The sequence below is a fragment of the Lysobacter brunescens genome (assembly GCF_042677005.1).
Taxonomy (GTDB): Bacteria; Pseudomonadota; Gammaproteobacteria; order Xanthomonadales; family Xanthomonadaceae; genus Lysobacter_I; species Lysobacter_I brunescens.
In genome coordinates, this window is sequence record NZ_JBHTIF010000002.1 from 365371 (window position 1) to 388805 (window position 23435).

Sequence of the window (23435 nt, forward strand, 5' to 3'; positions counted from 1 at the left end):
CGGGAACTCCTGTGTGCAATGGGGCGTGGCCGATCAGGGCGATCGGACGAGGCGGCGAAACGGGCCGGAGTATCGCATGGCATCAATGGCGGCTTCACCGGGCGAGTCTCGATGGACCGGCATCGATGCGCATCGGACTCTGGGCGGTCATTGTCGCGCGCGCGGTCGTCAGGACGGTCGCGGCAAGGGATCGCATCGGGATCAGTTCGTGGCCCGGGCGGCGACCGGCACCGGCCATCCATTCGCCACCGCGATGCCGCGTTCCTCCAGGCGCCTGCGTGCATCGATGACCGCGGCGTCGCGTCCGAGCAGTTGGTGCGCTTCGATCCAGGGCGCGAGGATCTTGGGATCCGAGGACGCGGTGGCGCTGGCCCGCAGGCGGGTGATCAGGTCTTCGGCCTGGCGCGATGCGGCAGCGGTATCGCCCATGTCGGCGAAGGTGCGCGCCAGTTCGATGCCCAGGCGGGCGAAGGCGCGCAGGCCGGACATGTCGTCCGGCGCCTGGTCGAGCAGTGCGCGCAGATCCCCCGCGGCGCGCGACATGCCGCGCATGTCGCCGTCGAGCCAGGCCAGCCGGAACCGGATCAGCGCATCCAGGCGCTGCCAGGCCGGAAGCCGTGCGCTGCGCGCCTGTGCGGACTGCAGATGGACCTGTGCCTGGGCGAGCAGCGGGCGCGCGGCTGGATCGTTGCCGGCGAGCAGTTCCACTTCCGCAGCCTCCAGATAGGCGTGCGCAAGGTCGCGTCGCCATCCCTGGTTGCTGGCATCGCTGCGGATCAGGCGCGACAGGCGGTCGATGCCTTCGCGCGCCTGTGCCCGCGCTTCGTCGGTGCGCCTGAGGATACCGAGCAGTTGCGCGCTGCTGCGCAGGCGGATCGCCAGCTGGCGTTCCCAGGCGCGCGCTTCGGGATTCCGGGTGAGCATGCCGCGCAGCAGTGCGATCTGTTCGCTGTATCCGGCGGCGGCATCGTCGAACTGGCCCAGGGTTTCCTCGCCTGTGCTGATCCACGACAACGTATCGATCAGTTCGTAGCGCAGGCCGTCGTCGTCGGGGCGCGCGGCGATCGCCTGTTTCTTCAGCGCGGCGGAGCGGCGGAAGAATTCGATGGCTTCGCGGGTGCGTCCCTGGTCCTGCGCGAGCGTGCCGAAGTTGTTCAGCGCGTAGGAGTGCTCCAGTTGCCTGTGCGGATCGCCGGGCGTGCGCTCCAGCAGCCTGCGGGTGGCGTCCAGATAGGTCGCCCAGTGCGCCTGCGCATCGCTGAAGCGTTTCTGTCGATAGCGGTAATAGCCCAGCCAGTAGCCCGCGAGCCCGGATTCTTCCAGGGCGTCGACCGAGTCCGGCGTGCGTCGCAGTGCGGCCGCGGCGGCGGCATTCGCACGCACGAACGCGGATTCGGCATCTTCCAGCTTCGACTGTTCGAGCATGACCTCACCCAGCGTGCGCAGCGCGCGCGAGGTATTGATGAGGTCTTCGGTGCGCATGCGCTGTTCCGGTCGCTGCGCCAGCTGCGCGAGCGCCTTTGCGCTGATGCTGTCGAGCAGTTTCAGGTTGCCCAGCGGGCGCAGCTTGTCGGCGAGTTCCACCAGCATGAAATCGGTGAGCTGGAACGCTTCCTCGCGGCGCAGTTCCGCTTCCTTCTGCGCGGTGACCGCCCACAGCGCCAGCGCGCTGGAGGTCAGCGCGAGCAGGGACAGCATCGCCACCGCAGCGGTGCGGATGCGCTTGCCGCGACGATGATGCCGCTGCGATGCGCCGAGCAGCGCGCGTTCGTCGTCGCCGAGCATGCCCGGCAGGCGTTGCGCGGCTTCCGTCGCTTCGATGAGTGGACGCCCGGCGTTGAGCAGGTGGTCCTGGCGTCGTCCTTCCTCGGCCCAGCGCCGCGTCGCATGGCGCAGTCGCGCGTGCGCCTGGAGCAGCCGGCGGTTGTCGCCCGCCCAGTCGCGCGCACGCGGCCACTGGCGCAGCAGGGCTTCATGGGCGACGCGGAACCCCGGGATGCCGTCGCTCAGCTCGCTGACGAACAAGCGCGCCTTCACGAAGGATTCGACCAGCGCACGCGCATCGTCGTCGGGCAGCGAGGACCACAGCACCCGGCGTGCGTTGATGCTGTCGCTGTCGGGATGGATGACGATCAGCTGGGACAGCACGGCATCGAGCCGCGCCTGAGCGTCCTGCGGCAGCGACGTGAACACCTCTTCGGCGCGGTGCGCCAGCGCCCCTTCGAGTTCGCCGATCTCGTGGTACGCGGAGAAGGTCAGCGTGCCGTTCTCGTCGCGACGTTCGTACAGCGCCTGCAGCGTGTGCTGCAGCAGCGGCAGCGCATCGGGATGCTGGGTCGCCGCATCGCGCAGCACGTCGTCGAGCCGCGCCAGCGTCTGCGGATTCTCCTCGAAACCCAGTCCCGCGAGGATCGCCGGCATGCGGATGATCTGCGCGATCTCGCCGGGTCGCGGGGTCAGCACGTCGATGTGGCCATCGCCGGCCTTGCGTTCGGCGATCCCGGGCACGGCTTCGATCAGTTTCGGGTAGAAATCGCTGCGCGTGACCATCACCACCATGATCCGCGCGCAGTCGCACAGGCGCTGGAGCAGGGTGGCGAACGCGGCGCGCTCCTCGTCGCCAATGCCTGGTGCGGCGACCAGCGCTTCGGCATGGTCGACGATCAGCAGCAGATGCGCGCGCGGATGTTCGGCGAGGCTGCGGTCCGGATGCCGGCGGAAGGCTTCCTGCACGGTCGCGTCGATCGCCTCCGGCCGCTGCAGCAGTTCCGTGGCCAGCGTGTCCGCCCGCTGCGGCGGGAACACCTGGCGCGATTCGATCGACCAGGTGCCCAGCGCCAGCGCCAGATGCGGCAACAGGTCGCCGCCGTTGCAGCCGGCGAGGTCGCAGTAGGCCACCGACAGCGCCTGGGTGCCGTCGAAGCCGCCCGGTTGCTGCAGCAGGGGCAGCATGCCGGCACGCAGCAGCGAGGTCTTGCCGCAGCCGCTGGCGCCGACCAGCAGCACGAAGCGACGCTGGCTGTCGATCTGGTTGCGCACGGTCGCCAGCAGCTCGGCGGTCATGCGGCTGCGGCCGAAGAAGACGTCGCTGTGACTGTCGTCGAATGAGGCCAGGCCCACGTACGGGCTGCCGCCGGTCCAGGCGTTGCCCTGCTGCGCGCCGCGTCGATAGTCGTCCGGGAACGAAACGGTCGCGATCAACCGGTAGCCGCGCTTGCGGATCGTCTCGATGTATTTCGGCGCGCGGCTGTCGTCGCCGACCAGCTTGCGCAGCTGCGCGATGACCTTGTGGACCGGGTTGTCGCCGTAGAACGTGCCGCGCCAGACTTCGATCAGCAACTGCTCGGCGCTGACCACTTCGCCGGCGTGCTCGGCCAGCGCGATCAGCACTTCCATCATGCGCGGCTCGAGCGCGATCTCCTCGCCGTCGATGGCGATGGTCAGCCGTTCCGGCTGCACCAGCAGCGCGCCGATGCGGAAGCGGCCGCGCGAAGCCAGCGATCTGATCCTGTCCGAGCGTTGCGTCATGGGTCCGTGCGGGCTTCGGTTGCGGCACGGATGTTAGCAGGCTTGCACGCGCACCCGCGATGCGTCTCGCAGGCTGCGGTCCGAGACGCTCGGCCCTGCGATGCAGTGCGCTCCAGGTATCCTCGTGGTGGTGCAGGCGATGACCGGGGTGCGTCTGCGCATCCCTTCTCGCGCCAGGCGACCGGCGCATGGCGCGGGAAGATCGGCACGCTGCGGGGATCAGGCAGCCGCTTCGGCCAGCGTCGTCAGCGCAGGCACGCTCAGCGTGGCCCACTTCTGATTCTGCCCGTGGTTCAACGGCCAGATGAGGACCGGATTGCCCGGGTTCGCGTTGCCGCCGGAGTTGTCGATCACCATGCTGGGATAGGCCTGGTTGGAGATGTACGGCGGACTGCCGACCCAGTTCCAGCGCTGGCTGTCGCGGCCGAGGACCAGTTTGGCGACGATGAGCTGGCCCTGCTGGCCGTTGAAGCCCTGGACATCGAGGCACAGGCTGGGGTCGGCGGCGAGGGTGATGTAACCGGTGTTCTGGTCCATCAGCCACTGCGACGACTTCCCGCCGATGCCCGAGAGGGTCTGGAGGGTCACGAGCGCGCCGGCGGAGACCGAGGCCACGCCGATGCAGAGGTTGGTGTTCTGCAGGCTCTGGAGAATGTAGGTACTCATGATGGTTTCGTCCTGATTGAAGTGAGGATTGACTGCGATGTGCGGCGAAGCGGGTTCCGTTGTCCCGCAAGCCCATCCTGGTCCCCTGCGAAGCGAGGCGTGGTGGCTTCGCGGTGCGTGGCCGGTGCCACTCCGGGGCGGGTCACGATTCCGCCGTCTCACCGGGCGAGTGGATGCGCAGGAGTCGCATCACCGGAATGTCGAAGCTGCGCGCGAATTCGCGTGCGATGCGGAAGCGTACGGGCCGCCCCGCCTCGGCGCGCTTGATCGTGGTCAGCGACAGCTGGATGTTGCGGCGCCAGCAATCGTCGGCCAGGTCCTGCTGGCTCATCAGCCGTGACTGCCGCAGGCGGCGCAGCAGAGTGGCATCGAGCATCACGTGCCCGAGGTGCAGGCGTGCCCCGGGCGGCAGCGGGGGCAGGACATCGATGGCGGTCGCCTCGCGCGGGGCGATACGCAAGGGCGTGTCTGGCACGCGATCCGGGGGAAGCGGGGCGCTGCCGTGCAAACGGCGGGGTGCGAGTTCCATGGTGGTCACCTGGTCTGGAGGGCGTGGCCATCGCGGACGATGGCGGGTGGAAGGATTGCGGCCGCGGCCTCGTCCGGAGACCGCGGCGGCAGTCTCCGGACGATGGCCCCGGCGTTCCTTCCGGGAACCTGCCAGGATTCAAGTGACTGATTTGAAAGGAAGAGGGCTTTGTCCCGACGGATTGCATCCGAAAAAGTGCATCTGTGGAGACGGGAGCACGACCTTCTGTGTTTTTCACGGTGGCGGAGGGGAGGCACTCGTTCCGCTTGTCCTGGACGGCACGACCATGGAGGGATCAGCCCGGGTAGTCAGGCATGATCGGCGTCTTGGTCGGATCGTTGCTGGCCTGGGGGTCACAGAAGATCGTCTGCATCGGCGTCTTTCCGTCGAGCGGGCCGACGTCGATGAACATGCCGAAGTTGATCAGTTGATGGGGGCGCAGATGCATCCGGAACCTGGCGGTCTGTCCATCGTTCTCGATGTGGAATCCCCGTATCGGCCTGCGGAACAGGCCCAGTCCGCTGCTGGCGTAATTGGTGATCCGGGCAATCAAGGCCTTGTCGTACGTCAGGTCGATGCGGACATGGGTGGTTCGATGCTTGACGAAGAAGTGTGGCTCGGAGTAGCTGCCTTCGTAACCGTTCCTGGTGGTACGGATATTCAGTATCAGCTCGACATGCCCCGCTGCATCGTCATGCTTGCGGTGGTGGCGTGCGAATCTCGTCATCGTGTACTCCTCTTTTCCGGGGGACGAAAGCGGGTGGGTGGGCGACATGCGCGATGTGGGATGTGCGCTGCCAATGGTCGTGCGTACTGCGCGTGTGGTTGGGGGCGCCGATTGTTGCAACGTCTCCCATGCCGCTCGGCGCCTTTGCGGCGTCACTGCGGATCGGCCGGGCCATGGGCGGTGATGCGTCCGGAGTGCGCCTGTGCTTGCAGGGCCGGGAACTGCGCATCCCGGTAGCCGATCTCCTCCAGCCAGGCGATCCGTGCCTGCACGCGATGTCGTTCGCCGAGCAGGACGTGCGCGCTGGCCCACGGCGCGATGACGTTCGGATCCCGGGAGGTCCTGGCCGGCACCGCGAGCAGCGCGATCGCGTGCCGCCAGTCGCGACGGGCAGCATCCGGTCGGCCGGCATCCACGTGGTGCCGGCCGCGTGCGACCAGGGCCTTTGCGAGTGCCGACGTTTCCTGCAGGTCGTGTTTCGATCGCGCGGCGTTGTCTTCGAACGTCGCGATCGCTGCATTCCATCCAGCGTCGGTGGCGTCGTTCGCAGGATGGCTGGCGACGAGGAGTTGCAGTGCCGCCTTCAGGCGCCTGACCGCTGGCGTGGGCTCCGACGACGACTCGATGTCGCGGATCAGCGCCTCTGCGATCCGGGCATGCGCGCGACGGCTGCCATCATCGCCGCGTATCCATGCGATCTCGCTGGCCTCGACGTGCGCCAGCGCGAGGTCGTGCGCCCAGCCCTTGTTGCCGGGCTCTCGCGCGGTCAGCTTCGACAGTAGCGCGATGGCTTCGTCGATCTGCGTCTTCGCATCGTCCGGCAGTCCGCGCGAGGCGGACAGCGCGCCGCTGGACAGCAGCGATGTCGCCAGCCGTCGCTGCCACAGCAGCGCATCGGGTTTGCTGGCGACCAGCCGGCGCAGCATGCCGATCTGTTCCGAGTATCCGGCCGCCGCTTCGCGCAGGCGCCCTTCGGATTCGTCCACGCTGCTGATCCACGACAGCGTATCGACCAGGTCGTAGCGCAGCGCGTCATCGTCGGGCCGGGTCGAGAGCACTTCGGACTTGATGCGCGCTGACCGCCTGAAATAGGCCTGCGCTTCGACCATGCGTCCCTGGTCGCGCGCGACCGCGCCGAGGTTGTTGAGCGCGTAGGACAATTCGATGCGCCAGTCCATCCTGCCGGGCTGCAGCGCCACCAGCGTCTCGCTGGTGCGCAGGTAGGTCGTCCAGTGCGTCCGCGCCTGTTCGAATCTGCGCTGCCGGTAGTGGTGCAGGCCGAGCCAGTACGCGGCGATCCCCATCTCGGCCTGCGCTTCGGCGGCGTGCGGTGCGGTGGCGATTGCGCTGCGCGCGGCATCGACCGAGCGCGTGAAGGCCGACTCCGCTTCGTCGAGTCGTCCCTCGCCGAGCATCACTTCGCCGACGGTGCGCAGTGCGCGCGAACGGTTGACGAGATCGCCGACGCGCATCTGCGCCTCCGGCCGGCTTTCCAGCTGGGCCAGCGCCTTCGTGCCGATGCTGTCGAGCAGGCCGAGGTTGCCGAGTGGGCGAAGCTTGTCGGCGAGGTCGACCAGCATGAAGTCCGAGAGCTGCAGGGCCTCTTCGCGACGTCGGTCGGCTTCGCTGCGGGCCTGCGATGCGATCACCGCGAACGTCGCGGCGATCACCGCAGAGAGCGCCAGGCCGGCGATCCCGCCCGCGCGCAGCCGTCGGCGGCGCCGGTCCTGCCGCGTGGAGGCGTCGAGGAACAGGCGCTCGTCCGGATCGAGGTCGAATGGTGACTGCCGCGTGGCTTCCAGCGCTTCCTGCAGGGGACGTCCGCGGTTCAGCAGCAGGTCCGGATTGCGTCCTTCCTCCATCCACCGCGCTGCGGCACGGCGCAAGCGCGCCCTGGCCTGCAGCAGGCGGCGGTTGTCCTGGAGCCAGTCGCGGGCGCGGGGCCATTGCCGCAGCAGGGCTTCGTGCGCAACGCGGACCCCGGGTTCGCCGTCGCCCAGTTCGCCGACGAACAGCCGGGCGCCGACGAAGGCTTCCGCGAGCGCGCGCGCATCGTCGTCCAGTGCCGACCACGCGACGCGGCGTGCGCTGACCGATTCGCTGTCCTCGCGCAGCACGACCAGCAGCGGCAGCAGTTGATCGAGGCTCCGCTGCGCGGCCTCGTCCAGCGTGGCGAACACTTCTTCGGCGCGATGCGCGATCGCGCCTTCCAGGCCTCCGATCGCGCGATAGGCCTCGAAGCCCAGTTCTCCGTCGTCGCTGCGCCGCTCGTACAGGGCCTGCAGGGTGTGCTGCAGCAGCGGCAGCGCATCGACGTGTTCGGTCGCGGCGTCGCGCAGCACGTCGTCGAGGCATTCGGCCGTCTGCGGATGTTCCTCGAAGCTCAGGCCGGCCAATGCGGCGGGCGCGCGGATGATCTGGGCGATCTCTCCTGCGCGCGGCGTCAGCACGTCGAAATGGCCTTCGCCCAGCTTGCGTTCGGCGATGACCGGATAGGTTTCGATCAGGAGCGGATGGAAGTCGCTGCGCACGATCATCGCAACGAACACGCGCGGTGTTTCGCACAGGTGGTGCAGTGCCTTGGCGAACCCGGGGTCGCGCTCCGGCTTGCGCGCGCGGGTGGCGACCAGCGCTTCGGCGTGATCGATCACCAGCAGCAGGTGCGCATGCGGCTGCGCCGCGAGATCGCGCGAGGCGTGCCGGCGCAGTGCGTCGTCGACGATCGCACCGATCGATTCGGGCGCCTGTCGCAGCGAGGTCGCGAGGTCCGTCGGCGATTGCGGCGGAAACACCGGGCGTTCGCCGAGCGACCATGCGGACAGCGCGATGGCCAGGCGGACCATCGCGTCGCCGGCTTCGCTGCCGGCGAGGTCGCATCGCGCGATCGTCAGGGCGTGCAGGCCGTCGAAACCGCCGTCCTGGCGCAGCAGCGGAAGGGCGCCGGCATTGAGCAGGGACGTCTTGCCGCAACCGCTGGCGCCGACGATGAGCACGAAGCGCCGCTGGTTGTCGATCTGGTGGCGCATCGCGGCGAGCAGCTCGGCGGTCGTGCGACTGCGCCCGAAGAACACGCCTGCATGCGCATCGTCGAACGCGGCGAGCCCGACGTACGGACTCGTGCCGTGCCATGCCGAGATCCGCGTGGCCACGCGCCGGTAGTCGTCGGGATACGAGACGCTGGCGATCAGCCGATAACCGCGTTTGCGGATGGTCTCGATGTAGCGCGGCGACTTGAGGTCGTCGCCGAGCACGCGGCGCAGGTAGGCGATGGCCTTGTGCACCGGGTTGTCGCCGTAGAAGGTGCCGCGCCAGACTTCGATCAGCAGTTGTTCGGCGCTGACCACTTCGCCGGCGTGCTCGGCCAGCGCCACCAGCACTTCCATCATGCGCGGTTCGACCGCGACCTCCTGTCCCTGGCGGCTGATGACGAGACGGTCCGGCTGCACCAGCTGGCCACCGATGCGGAAGCGCGAACGCGTCGCGAGGCTCCTGATCCGGTCGGTGGGCAGTTCCTTCGACATCCTGGGCAGCCTGTCCGTGGCGAGTCGTTGGTCGGAACGCCCGCAGGTGCAGGGCGGTCCGGGGCGTCCGGGGGATGATAAGGCCACCCCCTGCGCGCATTCCGTGCGCGATGTCGGGCATCGATGTCGGGCATCGCGGCCGTTCGCCCGACATGCGAAGGCCGGCATGCGCCGGCCTTCGCGAGGAACGCGCCGCGTGCCGGGGGTCAGCCCTTGGCCGGCGCCTGCCAGCCGCAGCTCTGGCCTTCGTTCTGCTGCTTCAGCCAGGTGCGCAGCGGCGCGAAGTATTCCAGCACGGCGGTGCCGTCCATCTTCTCGCCGCCGGTGAGTTCCTTCATGGTCTTCTGCCAGGGCTGGCTGGCGCCCTTGCCGAGCATCGCCCAGTAGCGCTTGCCGGCTTCCTGGTTGCCGTAGAAGCTGCACTCGTACAGCGGTCCGGTGTGGCCGGCGGCGTCGCACAGCGACTTGTAGAACTGGAACTGCAGGATGTGCGACAGGAAATAGCGCGTGTACGGCGTATTGCCCGGCACGTGGTACTTCGCGCCCGGATCGAAGAATTCCTCGCCGCGCGGCGAGGCCGGGGCCACGCCCTGGTACTTCGCCTTCAGGTCCCACCAGGCCTTGTTGTACTGCTCGGGTTTGATCGAGCCGTCGAACACGCCCCAGCGCCAGCGGTCGATCATCAGGCCGAAGGGCATGAACGAGATCTTCGCCAGCGCCATGCGCATCTGCGCGTTGATCAGCGTTTCCTGGTTCTGTTCGCCGGCCTTCGCTAGGCCGATCGATTCCAGGTACTTCGGCGTCATGCCGAGCACGATGGTGTCGCCGATGGCCTCATGGAAGCCGTCGTGCGCGCCGTTCTGGAACAGCGGCGGCTGGTGGTTGTAGGCGAGGTAGTAATAGACGTGGCCGAGCTCGTGGTAGATCGTGGTGAACTCTTCCTCGTTCGGCTTGATGCACATCTTGGTGCGCACATCCTGGGTCTTGCCGTCGGGGCCGCCCATGGTCATGTCCCAGGCGCTGGCGTGGCAGACCACGTCGCGGTCGCGCGGCTGGATGAACTGCGTCTTCTTCCAGTAGCTCTCCGGCAGCTTGGGCATGCCGAGCGAGACGTAGAAATCCTCGGCGCGCTGCGTCATCTGCTTGGCGGTGAGCAGGCTGGCTTCGCGCTCGAGCTCGATCGCTTCCGCGGCCGATGCGTTCGGCTTCTTGGCGCGCAGTTCGGCCAGGTTCTTCGCCTGCTGCGCCATCAGCGCGCCGTTGATGTCGAGACTGCCGGCCTTGGGGTAGGGCGCGAGCACGTCCCAGAGGTTGCCCCAGTCCTGCTGCCAGAGGTTGCCCATCAGGTGCGCCGGCAGCAGGCCGCCGGCCACTTCGCCCTTGTCCGCGCCGTACTTGGCCTTGAGACGGGTGCGCGCATAGCAGTGCAGGTCGTCGTAGAGCGGCTTGACCTGTCCCCACAGGCGATCGGTTTCGGCGGCCAGCGCAGCGGGCGCCATGTCGTAGCCGGAGCGCCACATTTCGCCGGCGTCGGCGAAGCCCATTTCGCGCGCGCCTTCGTTGACCAGTTCGACGAAGCGCACGTAATCCTTGCGGATCGGCTGGGAGATGGTATGCCAGCCCTGCCAGGCATCGAGCTGGGCGTCGTAGTCGCGGCTGCTGGCCAGCACTTCGCTGAGCTGGCCGATGTCGCGGCAGACCTTGGCCGGACCTTCGCCGGTGCAGTACTTGCCGGCGCCGTAGTCGCCTTCCATCTTCGTGGCGATCTTCGTCAGTTCGGCGACCTTCTTCGGATCGCTCGGCGGCGGCATCGCCGTGGCGAGCTTCAGCAGCAGGATGGCGCGCGCGCTGTCGGGCGACATCGGCTTGCCTTCATAGGCCTTGGCTGCCTTGATCCAGCCGTTGAGGCGGGTCAGGTACATCTCGTTCGCTTTCGCCGCCAGCAGTTGGCTGTCGTCGTTGATGTAGGTGGACGACAGCCACTGGGCCGCCGTCTGTTCCGGATAGATCGCCTTGTACTCGTCGTTCACGCGCTTGACGAAGGCATCCGCGCTGGCGTCGGTGGCGGTCGCCGCGGCCGGGCTGTCGGGCGTCGATCCGGTCGATTCGGCGGCATCCCGGCTGCAGGCGGCGAGCGTGAGCAGGCCGGTGCCGATGGCGAGGGCCAGCAGGGTGTTGCGATGGATCACGGTGGTTCTCCGGAGCGGTGGGCGCCGCCGTCCATCGGCAGCATCGGATGGGCCCCGGTCGCGACACGCGGCGACGGGTCGGGACGCAGGCTAGCAGGTTGCCCGGCCCGGTTCACCGGGTGCAGGAACTTTTTCCGCTGGAGGGTGGCCAGCGCTCAGGCCGGCGGCGCGGCCAGCTGGCTGCGGATGCGCGCACGCAGGCGTTCGGCGCGGCGTCGCAGCTTGCGCGCGCGCAGCCAGGGTACCCACCGCGAGACCGGGACGATCTCGCGGCCGTCGAGGATCGATTTGACGTCGACGCAGACCAGGCGCAGGCCGCAGGGCTGCCCGGCATCCTCGATCACCACGACATTGCCGCTGTTGAGGTCGAACAGCGGGATGCCGTGATGCAGCAGCCAGGCTTCGAAGGCATCGACCGCAGCGCACAGTCGCGCCGCCGTGTAGGGCGTCGATTCGAACAGGTGCGCATACAGGTTGCGCGCAGGAAGGCCCTGCGCATCGCGTACCAGCGCGCAGCGCAGCGCAGTGCCCTGCGGCGTCTCGACGATGCCTTCGCAGGGCGCGACGAAATCCGCGAGCGCGTCGCCGAGCCGCGCGTGCAATCCGCGCCAGGCGCGCAGTTCCGTGCGGTTTTCGCCGAGCGCCGGGATCCGCCGCGCGAACCAGCGGCGCAATCGCTGGCGCGCACCGACACGGGTGCGCTGCTGCGGCGGCAGCTCGTATTTCAGGCAGTGCCCGTCGGAGGCCGGATCGCGCACGCAGATCCGGTTGGCGCCCTGCGCGAGCACGCGATCGGGCGGGAACGTCAGCATGCTCAGCGATACAGACTGTCGATGACCGGATTGGTCGAACCGTCCCGCTGCTCGCCGACGCAGTCGGCTTCCCATGCGAGGAAATCGGCATCGGCGAGCAGGGTGTCGCGATACGCGGTCGAGGCCTCCGACAGCTGGACGGCATAGGTGCGCAGCCGCGTCGCGACCGGAGTGAAGAAGGCGTCGGCGATGCTGCGCGTGCCGAACAGCCACGGTCCGCGATGCGCATGCTGCGCGCGCAGTCCGGACCAGAGTTCGTCGACACGGGCGAGCTGTCGGCGGGTGTCGTCGGGCCAGTCGGGTGCGCGATCCATGCGGCGAACGATGTTCATCGACAGGTCGCGTCGCACCGCGGCGAAACCCGAGTGCATCTCGCAGGTCGCCGAACGCGCCTGCGCGCGCAGCGCCGGATCCTCCGGCCACAGCACGCCGGGCGCGACCTGTTCGGCCGCCCATTCCACGATGGCGAGGCTGTCCCATATCACGAGTTTGTCCACCAGTCCGTTCGCGTGCAGCGCCGGCACGGTGCCGTTGGGCGCGACGGCCTTGATCTCGGCGATCTCCTGGCGACCGTAGCCGGGCTGGTCCAGCCGCACGAGGCGTTCCTCGAAGGGGATGCCGGCCCAGCGCAGCGCCAGCCACGGGCGCAGCGACCACGAGGAATAGTTCTTGTCGCCGATGAAGAGAACGTTCGACATGGTGCGCTCCTGCGCGTGGCGTGGGTGATGGTCAGTCCGGGACCGATGCCAGCCGCGCCGGCAGCAGGCCATCGAGGTGCTGCAGGTCGCGCAGGTAGTCGGCGGCGTCTTCGGCATCCTGTTCGAACCAGCCGCGCGCCGAGCCCAGCCGGAAGCTGTAGCCCCAGGCATCCATGTCGGCGAAGGCGCGTTCGATGCCGAAGCCCGGGATCTCGTCGGCGAGCAGCAGCTGCAGGTAGCAGGTCGCGTCCTCCTCGAACTGCGAATCGCTGGCATCGGTGTGGATGCGCACGCGCAACTGCGGCGGGATCACGATCAGGTGGCAGGCTTCGTGCAGCAGCGAATGCAGCGGCGTGTCGCGACGCGCGAACACCTTCGCACCGATCAGCCCGGCTTCGCGTTCGCCCCAGAAACTGCCGGGGATCGGCTGGCCGTCCTCGACCAGCTCGAAGCGCAGGCCGTAGCGGTCGAGCAGGGCCGCGATGTCGTCCAGCGACACGTCGGCCAGGGTCAGTACGTCCGCTGGATGCTCGCCGGCGACATCGGCGAGGGCATCGGTGGCGTCATGCATGGCGTTCATGCGGGGCGGGCGCGAACGGTTCGCGCCCCCGGATCAGCCGGCGGACGGACGGTCGTCGGGCAGGGCGACCGAGATGTCGAGCACGTCGTGGTCGCCGTCCTTCGCCATCTCCACCTTCACCGCGTCGCCGTCGACCGAGACGTACTTGCGGATCACTTCCAGCAGCTCGCGCTGCAGCAGCGGCAGGTAGTCGGGCGCGCCGCGATGGGTGCGCTCCTGCGCGACGATGATGCGCAGGCGCTCCTTCGCGATCGAGGCCGTGGCGGTCTTCTTGGGCTTGAGGAAGTCGAAGATCGACATGCGTCAGCCTCCGAAGATCTTGCTGAAGAAGCCTTTCTTTTCCTGCTGGGTGAAGCGCATCGGGCGTTCGTCGCCGAGCAGGCGCGCGACGGCGTCGTCGTAGGCCTGGCCCGCGTTGGATTCCATGTCCAGGATCACCGGTTCGCCCTTGTTCGAGGCGTTGAGCACGTCCGGTGATTCCGGGATCACGCCGACGGTCTTCAGGCCCAGCACGTCCTCGACGTCCTTGATGCTCAGCATCTCGCCGGTTTCCACGCGTGCAGGGCTGTAGCGGGTGAGCAGCAGGTGTTCCTTGACGCGCTCGCCGGCTTCGGCGCGGCGGGTCTTGGACGAGAGCAGGCCGAGGATGCGGTCGGAGTCGCGCACCGACGACACTTCCGGGTTCACGACCACCACGGCCTGGTCGGCGTAGTACATCGCCAGGAACGCGCCCTTCTCGATGCCGGCCGGCGAATCGCACAGGATGATGTCGAAGCCGTCGTCGGCCAGTTCCTTGAGCACCTTCTCGACGCCTTCCTTGGTCAGCGCGTCCTTGTCGCGCGTCTGCGACGCGGCGAGCACGTAGAGGTTCTCGAAACGCTTGTCCTTGATGAGCGCCTGCTTGAGCGAGGCCTCGCCATGGATGACATTGACGAAGTCGTACACGACCCGGCGCTCGCAGCCCATGATCAGGTCGAGGTTGCGCAGGCCGACGTCGAAGTCGATGACCGCGACCTTCTTGCCGCGACGCGCGAAACCGCACGCGAGGCTTGCGCTGCTGGTGGTCTTGCCGACGCCCCCCTTGCCCGATGTGACTACGATGATTTCAGCCAAAGTCGTTCTCCTGTTGCGTGTGTCCGCGGCTCAGGCGAGCGCGGCGATGTGGATTTGTCCGTTGTCCAGCCAGACCTGCACGGCCTTGCCGCGCAGGTCGGCCGGAATGTCCTCCATGACCTTGTAGTGTCCCGCGATCGCGACGAGTTCGGCGTGGAACTCCCGGCAGAAGATCCGTGCCTTCTCGTTGTCGCGCGCGCCGGCGAGCGCGCGTCCGCGCAGCGCACCGTAGATGTGGATCGAACCGTCGGAAATGACTTCCGCGCCAGCGCCGACGGTCGCGAGGATAGTCAGGTCGCGCTGTTCGGCGTAGATCTGCTGGCCCGAGCGGATCGGCGCGGACACCATCATCCCCGGCTCGCCTGGCGGCGCCACGACCCGCGCGGCTTCACTGCGCGACGGCGCCGGTTCCGGACGTGGCGCTTCGGCCCGGGCCGGCTCGGCCGCAGCAGGCTCCTGCGACTCGTACTGCGCGCGGAACTTGGCCAGCAGCGGCAGGCCAAGTTCGACCGCCAGCCGCTCGTTGTCGGTGCTGCCGTAGGCGAGCGCGACCGGGATGACGCCGGCGGCCCGCAGCGCATCGAGCAGGGCGCGGGCGGTGGCCACGTCCGGCGTGCCGGGCAGGCCGCCGAAGTCGACGATCACTGCGGCGCGCTCGAACAGTTTCGGGGCGCGCGCCACACGCTCGCGCATCTCGGTGCCGAGGCGCTCGACGTCGAGCGTGCGTACCCGCAGGTTGGCGATGCCGACCTGGCCGATCTTCAGGTCGCCGGCCAGTTCGTAGTTCATGGATGCGGCGCCTGCGCTCATGCGCCGGTGCCCGTCGCCAGCGCACGCGGCGCGGCGGCGCGCGGCGGCGCCAGCCAGGGCACGTCGGGCAGCTGCGTGCCGTACGTGTCGCGGACCCAGGGATAGCTGCACATGTCCTTCATCAGCATGGCGGCGCGCAGCCCGGTCTCCGGCATGACCTGCTGGCCGACCTCGCGGAAGCCGAAGCTGCCGTGGAAGAGCAGGGCAGGGTCGGGCAGGCTGGGGTCGTTCGCGGTGTCGAGGAACACCTCGCAGGCCAGCAGCGGGTAGCGCAGCTCGGCGTAGCTCTGGGCGTCGGCGTAGAACGCGCGGCCCACGCCGCCACCGCGGCGGCGGCTGGCCACCACGATGCGGTCGATGTAGAAGAAACGGTCGTAGCGCTCGGAGAACCAGCGGAAGTTGCTGCTGTCGTGGCCGGCCTGGCTGCCGACGCCGATCATGAAGCCGACCAGGGTGCCGTCCCGTTCGGCGACCCGGAAGTACTCGGCGGTCTCGAAGAAGTAGCGTAGGCGGGCCTGGTCGAAGGGCAGGATGGTCGGGCCGGCGGCATTGTTGAGGGCAAGGACGGAATCCAGCTCGTGCTCGCGCACGTCGCGGATGACAATCGACATTCCAATGGCTCCGGCGGTCTGTGGGACGGGGCGGGGGCCCGCCCGGGGGGACATCGGATTATCGCATGACCGTCACAGGGGCGACATCCGCCGCCCGTCCGCCGAGGCCGCATCGGACAGGATGCTGGCCGCGCGGCGCGCCATGGTCGGCCCGACCCATGACTTCCGGTCGAGTGCAGGGCGGCGGGGGTGGCCTACACTGGGGCATGTCCTCCCGAATGAGCCACATCCAAGTCCTGCGCTATGCAGGCCTGTTCACCTGGTCGCTGGTCGGGTTCCCCGTCTATCTGGTCTCGCTGCCGGCCGAGCAGGGCGGCGTGCCCGGCATGGACAAGCTGGCCTGGCTGGGCCTGGGCTGCTGGGTGCTGTTCGGGCTCTGTTTCTGGCTGGCCAGCCGCGCGCTGGGCCAGCGTCGCGTCACTCTGGCCGACCACGCGATGCTGGTGGTGATGAGCGCCAGCGCGATCGGCGTGAGCTACGCCGCCGCCAACGGGCTGGGCAGCGTGCTGCTGATGCTGGCGGCCTGCGTGCTCCCCTGGGTTATGTCGCCGCGTGCCGGTCTGGTCTGGATGCTGACCAGCCAACTGGTCATGGTGCCGGTCTTCGTCAGCGGTCTCGGCCTGGCCTGGCACGAAGCGATCATGCAGTCGCTGCTGTACACCGGTTTCGCCGGGTTCGTGTACGCGAACAGCTTCGTCGCCCGCCAGCAGGCGCAGGCCCGCGAGGAGCAGCGCCGGCTGAATTCTGAACTGCGCGCCACCCGCGCCCTGCTCGCCGAGAGCGTGCGCGTGAATGAACGCACCCGGATCTCGCGCGAGCTGCACGACCTGCTCGGCCACCACCTGACCGCGCTGAGCCTGAATCTCGAAGTCGCCAACCACCTGGTCGAGGGCAAGGCCCAGGAACATGTCTCGCAGGCGCATACGCTGGCGAAACTGCTGCTGAGCGACGTGCGCGAGGCGGTCAGCCGCATCCGCGACAGCGATGCCATCGACATGAACGCGACCCTCCAGCCGCTCACCGACAACGTCCCGGGCCTGAGCGTGGACATGCGCATGCCGGCTCCGTTCATGCTCGACGACGCCGAGCGCGCCCACGTCCTGCTGCGCTGCACCCAGGAAATCATCACCAACGTGGTCCGCCACGCCCAGGCCTCGACCCTGGCCCTGCACTACCGCTGGCACGACCAGGGCGTCGAACTGAGCGCCCGCGACAACGGACGCGGCGCAGAGGATCCCGCCACCGGCAACGGCCTGCGCGGCATGCGCGAGCGCCTGGCGGCCTACGGCGGCGAGGTCGAGATCGACACCCGGCCCGGCGAAGGTTTCGCGCTGCGCCTGTACCTGCCGCTGGCGGCCGTGGCCGTCGCCGGGGTGGCCTGATGGCACGCCGGATGGGCACGCAAGCCCCATACTCCCCCGATATCGAGCTCCAGGAGGCACCATGATTCGCGTTTGTCTGGTCGACGATCAGACCCTGGTCCGGCAGGGCATCCGCTCCCTGCTCGCGCTGGCCGAGGGCATCGAGGTCGTCGCCGAAGCCGTGGATGGCCGGCAGGCGGTCGAAATGATTCCCCAGGTCCGCCCCGACGTGGTCCTGATGGACATGCGCATGCCCGCCATGTCCGGCCTGGAGGCCCTGCAGGCCCTGGCGCGGATCAACCAGCTGCCGCCGACGATCATCCTGACCACCTTCGACGACGACCAGCTGGTGCTGGCCGGCATGAAGGCCGGCGCCAAGGGCTACCTGCTCAAGGACGTGTCGCTGGACCAGCTGGTGGGTGCGATCCAGGCGGTCGCCGACGGCGGCTCCCTCGTCCAGCCGGCGGTCACCCAGCGCCTGCTGTCGGGCCTGGAGCACATGCGCAACGATTTCGTCAGCCTCGATCGGCCCGATCCGCTGACCGACCGCGAGACCGAGATCCTGCGCCTGATGGCCTCGGGCTTCTCCAACAAGGAGATCGCCAACTCGCTCGGTGTGGCCGAAGGCACGATCAAGAACCACGTCTCGAACATTCTTTCCAAGCTCGGCGTGCGCGATCGCACCCGCGCCGTGCTCAAGGCTTTCGAGCTGCAGCTGATCTGATCGACGGGAGGGGCGCCGGACTTTGCCGGACGCCGGCCCGGTTGCGGCCTGCGTGCCCTGCAGCGCGTGCGTGCATGCGCCGAAGTACGGCCTGCGCGGGGCGTGACCGCGGTCGCGGCGATGTCCGGACCTTGGCCGTAACGCCGATACAGAGGTGCCGGGGCTCTCGCCCCGGGCCAGTCTTCCCTGATACGATTCGGGTCTTGCCCGTCTGGAGCGGGCATTGGTCCTGGAGAGCCCCTGAATGACCCGTCTGCTCGAGATTCTGATTTCCCTGGCGATCGTTGCCGTGCTGTTCCTCCTGGTCGGCGTCGTTCTGCCGTCCAGTCGATTCCTGACCGAGCGGATCGAAACGAACCGCAAGCTGACCATCGTCTACGACACGCTGAACAATTTCAGCCGGTTCAAGGACTGGAACGCGATTCCGCTGCGCGATCCCAAGATGCAGATGCGCATTGCCGGCCCCGATTCGGGCGTCGGCGCCGAGTTCCACTACGAGTCCGACAACGCACAGGTCGGCAAGGGCACGTGGAAGATCGTCGAGAGCGTGCCGAACGAGCTGGTCGCCATCGCGATCGAGAACGATCGCATGGGCAACGACAAGCGCACCGAGTTCAAGTTCAAGCCCACGGGCAAGAACAACCGCAACGTCGAGATCACCCAGACCTACAAGGTGAACTACGGCTGGAACCTGCTGGGCCGCTACGCCGGTCTGTACGTGCGCAGCCACGTGGGCGACGACATGAAGTTCGGCCTGGCCAAGCTGGTCAACGTGCTGGCTTCGATCCCGAACATCGACCACACCGTCTACGGCGACAAGCTGACCGGTCTGGCCGTCGTGCCGGTGCCGTCCGAGCACCTGCTGTACGTGTCCTCGGGCACGCTGGAGTTCGATGACGACATCATCGAAGGCTCGATGAAGGCGAACACCGAGTGGATCAACCGCACGATGGCCGCCAACGGCCTCGTCGCCGCTGGTCCGATGCGCATCATCACCAGCGAACAGGGCCGCGAGACCTACACCTTCGACATCGCGCAGCCGGTCCGCAAGACCGCCGATCCGGAAGGCGCGCCGGCCACTGCCGAGCTGACCGGCCTGACCCTGCAGGGTCCGGTGAAGTACCAGCTGACCCCGGCCCGTCGTGCGGTCACCGCCAAGTTCACCGGCTACATCCGCGAGCTGGAGAACGTCCGCAACGCGCTGCGCGCCTGGTCGGCGCCGCGTGGTCTCGAAGTCACCGACCGTCCGTACGAGGTCTACGACAGCGGCATCGCCGGTGCGTTCACCGAGGAAGGCAAGTTCACCGCCTACTGGGCGATCAAGTGATCGATCCCGTGATCCTGCGCGACGGCCCGTCCGTCGCGTAGTTGTCCACCGAAGCGCCGCCTCGTGCGGCGCTTCGCGTTTCCGCCGTCCGCGCGGCGAACCCGTCCACATGTGCGTGCAGGAGAGCGCGGATGACCTCCGACTCCACCGCTGAAGCCACCTCCGGAGCCCTCCGTCGTCTGCTCACTGCTTCCGGCGCGGTCTTCGCCTCTGCCGGCGTCGTCCTGTCGGCCTACGCAGCGCATGCGGCCGAGATCGCCGCGCGCGCCAGCCTGCAATCCGCAGCCTTGTTCGCACTGCTGCATGGCGTTGCCCTGGCCGCATTGTCGCGTCATGCCGCGCGCCGGACCGGTCTGGTCGCGCTGTTCATGCTCGCGCTCGGCACCTTGCTGTTCTCCGGCACCTTGGTTGCCGCACACGCATTCGGTATGCCCACGCGGCCCGCGCCGTTCGGCGGCATGCTGCTGATTCTCGGCTGGCTGCTGTTCGCGATCGACGCGATGCGGCGCTGACACGGACCTTCGCGACACCTCGGCCTCGTGCCGATCCGCACACGCGCGGCCTACAATCGATCGCAATCCTGCCCGTCATGCCGGAGCACCTGCATGCCTCGATTCGCACGCGGCTTCGATACGCGCGAAGCCCATGACCATCTCGCGCGCCGCGACCGCAGGCTCGCGACCTGGATGAAGCGTATCGGGCCGATCGCGCCCGATCCGCGCTGGAAGAAATCCTTCGACCCGGTCGATGCGCTGGCGCGCGCGATCCTCTACCAGCAGCTCAGCGGCAAGGCCGCTGCGACGATCGTCGCCCGCGTCGAAAGCGCGATCGGCAGCGACCGTTTCCATCACGACACCCTCGCGCGCTGCGACGACGCGACGATCCGCGCCTGCGGCGTTTCCGGCAACAAGCTGCTCGCGCTCCGCGACCTGGCGCTGCGCGAATCGCGCGGCGAGATTCCCGACCTGCGGCGCATGGCGACCATGGACAACGAGGCGATCATCGCTGCGCTCACGCCGGTGCGTGGCATCGGCCGCTGGACTGTCGAGATGATGCTGATGTTCCGCCTGGGGCGTCCCGACGTGCTGCCGATCGACGACCTCGGCATCCGCAAGGGCGCCCAGCGCGTGGACAAGGCGGAAGCGATGCTTTCGCCGAAAGCGCTGGCCGAACGCGGCGAACGCTGGGGCCCGTATCGCACCTACGCCAGCTTCCATCTCTGGCGCATCGCCGATTTCGCGGAGCAGGCGAAGACGCCGACGAAGCGCTCGCAGGATTGACTCAGGAGCGTGTCGTTCCATTGACGGCGCCGAGCGACGCCTGCGATGAGCCGCGCTTCCAGCGCAGCGCCGGGCGCTCCACGAGGAACCACGAGGCGGCGGCGCAGGCCAGGGCCAGCGCGGTGGCGACGAGCGTGTTGGTGGTGACGGTGGCGGCGCCGGCGAGCAGGGCGAGTTGCTGCATCGGCCAGCCGTAGAGATACAGGCCGTAGGACAGGTCGGCGCGCTGGATGCGCGGCAGCGGCGCGCGGAAGGCGAGGCAGAACACGCCGTAGGCGACCGTCGCGAAATAGGTCGGTACGAACCATGGGCTGCCACGGGTCAGCGCGGCGGCGACCAGCATCGGCAACCACAGCCACCACGACAGGCGCACGCGTGCGCGCAGCACCCAGAGCAGCGTGCCGGTGATGAAGAAAGCGGTGACCCAGAGCAGGTACACCAGATGTTCGGGCAGGGGATGCGACATCCAGGCGAAACCCGCGGCCCCCGCGATCGCCAGTGCCCACGCCGGCACGTAGCGCTTGGGCGCGAGCATGCCCAGCAGCCCGGCGACGAACAGCATCAGGTACAGGCGGCCTTCGATCGGCAGGGTCCACAGCGATCCGTTCACCGCCGTGCGCGGCAAGGCCTCGAACACGCCGGGAAGCTGGAACTCCGCGCGCCACAGCGTGGCGTTCGACCACAGGTAACGCCAGGTGCCGGCATTCGAGAAATAGTCCGGTGCGGTGCTCAGCACGGGTCCGAGCACGCCGACGGTGAGCAGGATGCACACGACCAGCGCCGGATAGATGCGCAGCGCGCGGGCACGGAGGAAGTCGCGCCAGGTGTTGCGCTGCAGGCTGGCCGCGACCAGGAAGCCGCTGATCACGAAGAAGACGTCGACCGCGAAAGCGCCGGCCGAACGCGTGGTCAGGCGGGCGAAGTGGTCGTTGCCGGCGGTGCCGGTGATCGCCCAGGCGTGGCTCCAGATCACCAGCCAGGCGGCGACCAGGCGGATCAGGTTGAAATGGTTGCGGCCCGTGCGCCAGGCGGCGTCGAGCGTGGGCATCGCCTGCATCGATCAGTCGCCTCGCCAGCCGTCGCCACGCCAGCACCAGTGCCAGGGCTCGTAGACGATGCCGTGCGGGTTGTCGCGGGGGAAACTCATCGCGAAGCCATGATCGCCGGCATGCGCCTGCAGCCAGGCGAAGGCGTGCGTGCCCTCGAACGATTCCTCGGCCGGTGGCTCGTCCGGCGTGCCGATGTCCAGGGCATGGCCGCCGTGGTGCTCGCTGTAGCCGGGCGCGGCATTGACGGTCAGGATCTGTTCGACCGTGAGGCCGCGCGCCAGCTTGCGTTCGAAGATGCCCCACTGGTAATCGTGGCTGCGATAGCCGGAGATGGCCTCCAGGATCACGTCGTCGTCCCGTGCGGCCTCGCGCATGCGCGACCAGGCGCGTGCGGCGCCGGGGTGCAGCCACAAGGGGCGGCGGTAGCGATCGAAGCCGGCATGGGCGAGCCAGCTCGGCTCGGCGACCAGTGCCAGCCCCGTGCGTGCGGCGTAGTCGTCGGCGTCGAGGCCCAGGGCGTGAAGGCGTTCCTGCAGGGCGTGCAGCGGTCGGGCCTGCGGTCCACGCCCGGTCGCCGGCGGTGACGCGACGACCTGCAGTGCCTGTGCGAGCCCGGGTTCGCGCGTCCAGCCGGGCATCAGGCCAATGCATCCGGCCTCGCCGATGGCGGCGACGAAGCGGCCGTCGCGCTTGCGGCGGATGACCTGGCGGGCCTGCGCCAGCGCACGCGCATCGTGGTTGCTGCGTGCGCGCAGCAGCGATGCGGGCCAGATGTCGAGGACATCGGTATTCAGCAGGATGCGGGGAGACGGACGCATCCACACAGGGTAGAGCCTGCGCCGGTGTTTTTCATCACCTGCCCGTCGCGCGATGCCCGCTCTCGGTCAGTGGCCGTGCACGCCGCGCAGCAGCTCGATCCACAGGGCGATGTCGTCGATCAGCTCGGCCGAGACCTTGCCGGGGACTTGGTAGCTGTGCAGCGAGCCCGGCCCGCGCTCGTGCATGCCGAGGTGGTTGAGCGTGTCGTGATAGGCGAAGGTGACCCGCGGCGTGTCCACGAACGCGCGCTGCCAGCGCAGCCAGTCGGCGGACACCACCTGCAGGTCGCGCCCGCCCTGCAGCAGCAGCATCGGTTGCCGGATCGCCTTCGCCTCGGCGACGGGATCGACGGCGTCCACGCTGCGCCAGTAGCGCGCGGACAGGCCCATGGGCAGTCGCGATGCCGGAGGCTCGAGGCCGGCACGGATCGCGCGCGCGCCTTCGACCAGGCGACGCAGCGCCACCTGTTCGGCATCGTTGATCACGCCATCGTCGAGCAGCCCGACCCGGCGCTGCTGCTCGGCCAGCAGATCCAGCAACGGTCGTGCAGGTGCGGCGAGCAGGATCACGCCCGCCACATCGGGCGCGCGACCGGCGATGCGCGGTGCGAGCATGCCGCCCTGGCTGTGGCCGAGCACGAAGATGCGCCGGTGGTCGATCATCCGCGTCTGGCGCAGCCGCGCGATCGCCAGCAGGGCATCGTCGGTGGTCTCGCGATCGATGGTGAGCTGGTCGTCCGACAGCAGGCGCGGATACCGTTGCGTGCGCTTCTCGTAGCGCAGCACGGCGATGCCGCGTTCCGCCAGGCCGTGGGCGATGTCGCGAAAAGGCCTGTTCGCGCCGATGGTTTCGTCGCGATCGTGCGCGCCGGACCCATGCACCAGCACCACCACCGGGAAGGGGCCGGCACCGCGTGGCAGGGTCAGGGTGCCGGGCAGGCTGTCGCGATCGCCGATCCGGACTTCGATGTCGATGCGTCGCGCCACCGCCAGTTGATTCGCCGGGGCGGGATTCGGGCCAAGGCCGGCGACGATGCCGATGGCCACGATCAGCATGCATTTCCTGGCCATCCAGGCATGCCACCGGGAAGG

Annotated in this window: 21 protein-coding genes; 5 read left to right on the plus strand and 16 right to left on the minus strand. The window is 68.5% G+C overall.

The genetic code is table 11. From position 1 onward, the window contains the following. Positions 1–201: 201 nt before the first annotated feature. From ACFQ0E_RS13735 to ACFQ0E_RS13795, 13 genes are all read right to left on the minus strand, one after another. Positions 202–3528: an nSTAND1 domain-containing NTPase gene (locus tag ACFQ0E_RS13735; RefSeq protein ID WP_386824701.1), complete on the minus strand. Its 3327-nt coding sequence runs from the start codon at positions 3526–3528 to the stop codon at positions 202–204. 219 nt (positions 3529–3747) lie between these two features. Beyond that, positions 3748–4194: a ricin-type beta-trefoil lectin domain protein gene (locus ACFQ0E_RS13740; RefSeq protein WP_386824702.1), complete on the minus strand. Its 447-nt coding sequence runs from the start codon at positions 4192–4194 to the stop codon at positions 3748–3750. Positions 4195–4336: 142 nt separating this feature from the next. Next, positions 4337–4654, minus strand: a complete 318-nt coding sequence (locus tag ACFQ0E_RS13745; RefSeq protein ID WP_386824704.1) for a hypothetical protein — start codon at positions 4652–4654, stop codon at positions 4337–4339. A gap of 364 nt (positions 4655–5018) precedes the next feature. Continuing rightward, positions 5019–5450 carry a hypothetical protein gene (locus ACFQ0E_RS13750; protein WP_386824706.1) on the minus strand — a complete coding sequence of 144 codons (432 nt, stop codon included), beginning with the start codon at positions 5448–5450 and terminating at the stop codon, positions 5019–5021. Between the two features lie 152 nt (positions 5451–5602). After that, a complete protein-coding gene (locus tag ACFQ0E_RS13755; RefSeq protein ID WP_386824708.1) occupies positions 5603–8971 on the minus strand; it encodes an nSTAND1 domain-containing NTPase in 3369 nt (1122 codons plus the stop codon). Positions 8972–9177: 206 nt separating this feature from the next. After that, positions 9178–11160 (minus strand): M2 family metallopeptidase, encoded by a 1983-nt coding sequence (locus ACFQ0E_RS13760; protein ID WP_386824710.1) that lies wholly within the window; start codon positions 11158–11160, stop codon positions 9178–9180. A gap of 155 nt (positions 11161–11315) precedes the next feature. Beyond that, complete coding sequence (locus ACFQ0E_RS13765) at positions 11316–11972, minus strand: YrbL family protein (protein WP_386824712.1); 657 nt, start codon at positions 11970–11972, stop codon at positions 11316–11318. Between the two features lie 2 nt (positions 11973–11974). Next, positions 11975–12670: a glutathione S-transferase family protein gene (locus ACFQ0E_RS13770; RefSeq protein WP_386824714.1), complete on the minus strand. Its 696-nt coding sequence runs from the start codon at positions 12668–12670 to the stop codon at positions 11975–11977. Between the two features lie 31 nt (positions 12671–12701). Beyond that, positions 12702–13241, minus strand: coding sequence for a hypothetical protein (locus ACFQ0E_RS13775; RefSeq protein ID WP_386824778.1), 540 nt, complete (start codon positions 13239–13241; stop codon positions 12702–12704). Positions 13242–13283: 42 nt separating this feature from the next. After that, positions 13284–13550 (minus strand): cell division topological specificity factor MinE, encoded by a 267-nt coding sequence (gene minE / locus ACFQ0E_RS13780; RefSeq protein ID WP_137853104.1) that lies wholly within the window; start codon positions 13548–13550, stop codon positions 13284–13286. A gap of 3 nt (positions 13551–13553) precedes the next feature. Then, positions 13554–14363, minus strand: a complete 810-nt coding sequence (minD, locus tag ACFQ0E_RS13785) for a septum site-determining protein MinD (protein WP_137853105.1) — start codon at positions 14361–14363, stop codon at positions 13554–13556. A gap of 30 nt (positions 14364–14393) precedes the next feature. Further along, a complete protein-coding gene (gene minC / locus ACFQ0E_RS13790) occupies positions 14394–15173 on the minus strand; it encodes a septum site-determining protein MinC (RefSeq protein ID WP_386824717.1) in 780 nt (259 codons plus the stop codon). Then, complete coding sequence (locus tag ACFQ0E_RS13795) at positions 15170–15784, minus strand: GNAT family N-acetyltransferase (RefSeq protein WP_386824719.1); 615 nt, start codon at positions 15782–15784, stop codon at positions 15170–15172. Before ACFQ0E_RS13795 ends, minC begins: the two co-directional genes overlap by 4 nt. Before the next feature lie 206 nt (positions 15785–15990). Between ACFQ0E_RS13795 and ACFQ0E_RS13800 the strand changes: the two genes are divergently transcribed. The 5 genes from ACFQ0E_RS13800 (at position 15991) to ACFQ0E_RS13820 (ending at position 20476) form a co-directional block, all read left to right on the plus strand. Continuing rightward, on the plus strand, positions 15991–17166 hold the full coding sequence (locus ACFQ0E_RS13800; RefSeq protein WP_386824721.1) for a sensor histidine kinase: 1176 nt from the start codon (positions 15991–15993) through the stop codon (positions 17164–17166). Positions 17167–17227: 61 nt separating this feature from the next. Next, the gene (locus ACFQ0E_RS13805; RefSeq protein ID WP_386824723.1) at positions 17228–17869 is read left to right on the plus strand and encodes a response regulator; all 642 of its coding nucleotides are present in this window, start codon (positions 17228–17230) and stop codon (positions 17867–17869) included. A 244-nt stretch (positions 17870–18113) separates the two neighbouring features. After that, positions 18114–19196: a polyketide cyclase gene (locus ACFQ0E_RS13810; protein WP_386824725.1), complete on the plus strand. Its 1083-nt coding sequence runs from the start codon at positions 18114–18116 to the stop codon at positions 19194–19196. Positions 19197–19327: 131 nt separating this feature from the next. Further along, on the plus strand, positions 19328–19708 hold the full coding sequence (locus ACFQ0E_RS13815) for a DUF423 domain-containing protein (protein WP_386824727.1): 381 nt from the start codon (positions 19328–19330) through the stop codon (positions 19706–19708). Between the two features lie 93 nt (positions 19709–19801). Then, positions 19802–20476 carry a DNA-3-methyladenine glycosylase family protein gene (locus ACFQ0E_RS13820; protein WP_386824729.1) on the plus strand — a complete coding sequence of 225 codons (675 nt, stop codon included), beginning with the start codon at positions 19802–19804 and terminating at the stop codon, positions 20474–20476. Between the two features lies 1 nt (position 20477). Here the strand turns inward: ACFQ0E_RS13820 and ACFQ0E_RS13825 are convergent, their stop codons facing one another. From ACFQ0E_RS13825 to ACFQ0E_RS13835, 3 genes are all read right to left on the minus strand, one after another. Continuing rightward, positions 20478–21524, minus strand: a complete 1047-nt coding sequence (locus ACFQ0E_RS13825) for an acyltransferase family protein (protein WP_386824731.1) — start codon at positions 21522–21524, stop codon at positions 20478–20480. 12 nt (positions 21525–21536) lie between these two features. Further along, positions 21537–22343: a M15 family metallopeptidase gene (locus tag ACFQ0E_RS13830; RefSeq protein ID WP_386824733.1), complete on the minus strand. Its 807-nt coding sequence runs from the start codon at positions 22341–22343 to the stop codon at positions 21537–21539. Positions 22344–22409: 66 nt separating this feature from the next. Further along, the gene (locus ACFQ0E_RS13835) at positions 22410–23399 is read right to left on the minus strand and encodes an alpha/beta hydrolase family protein (protein ID WP_386824735.1); all 990 of its coding nucleotides are present in this window, start codon (positions 23397–23399) and stop codon (positions 22410–22412) included. Positions 23400–23435: the final 36 nt, after the last annotated feature.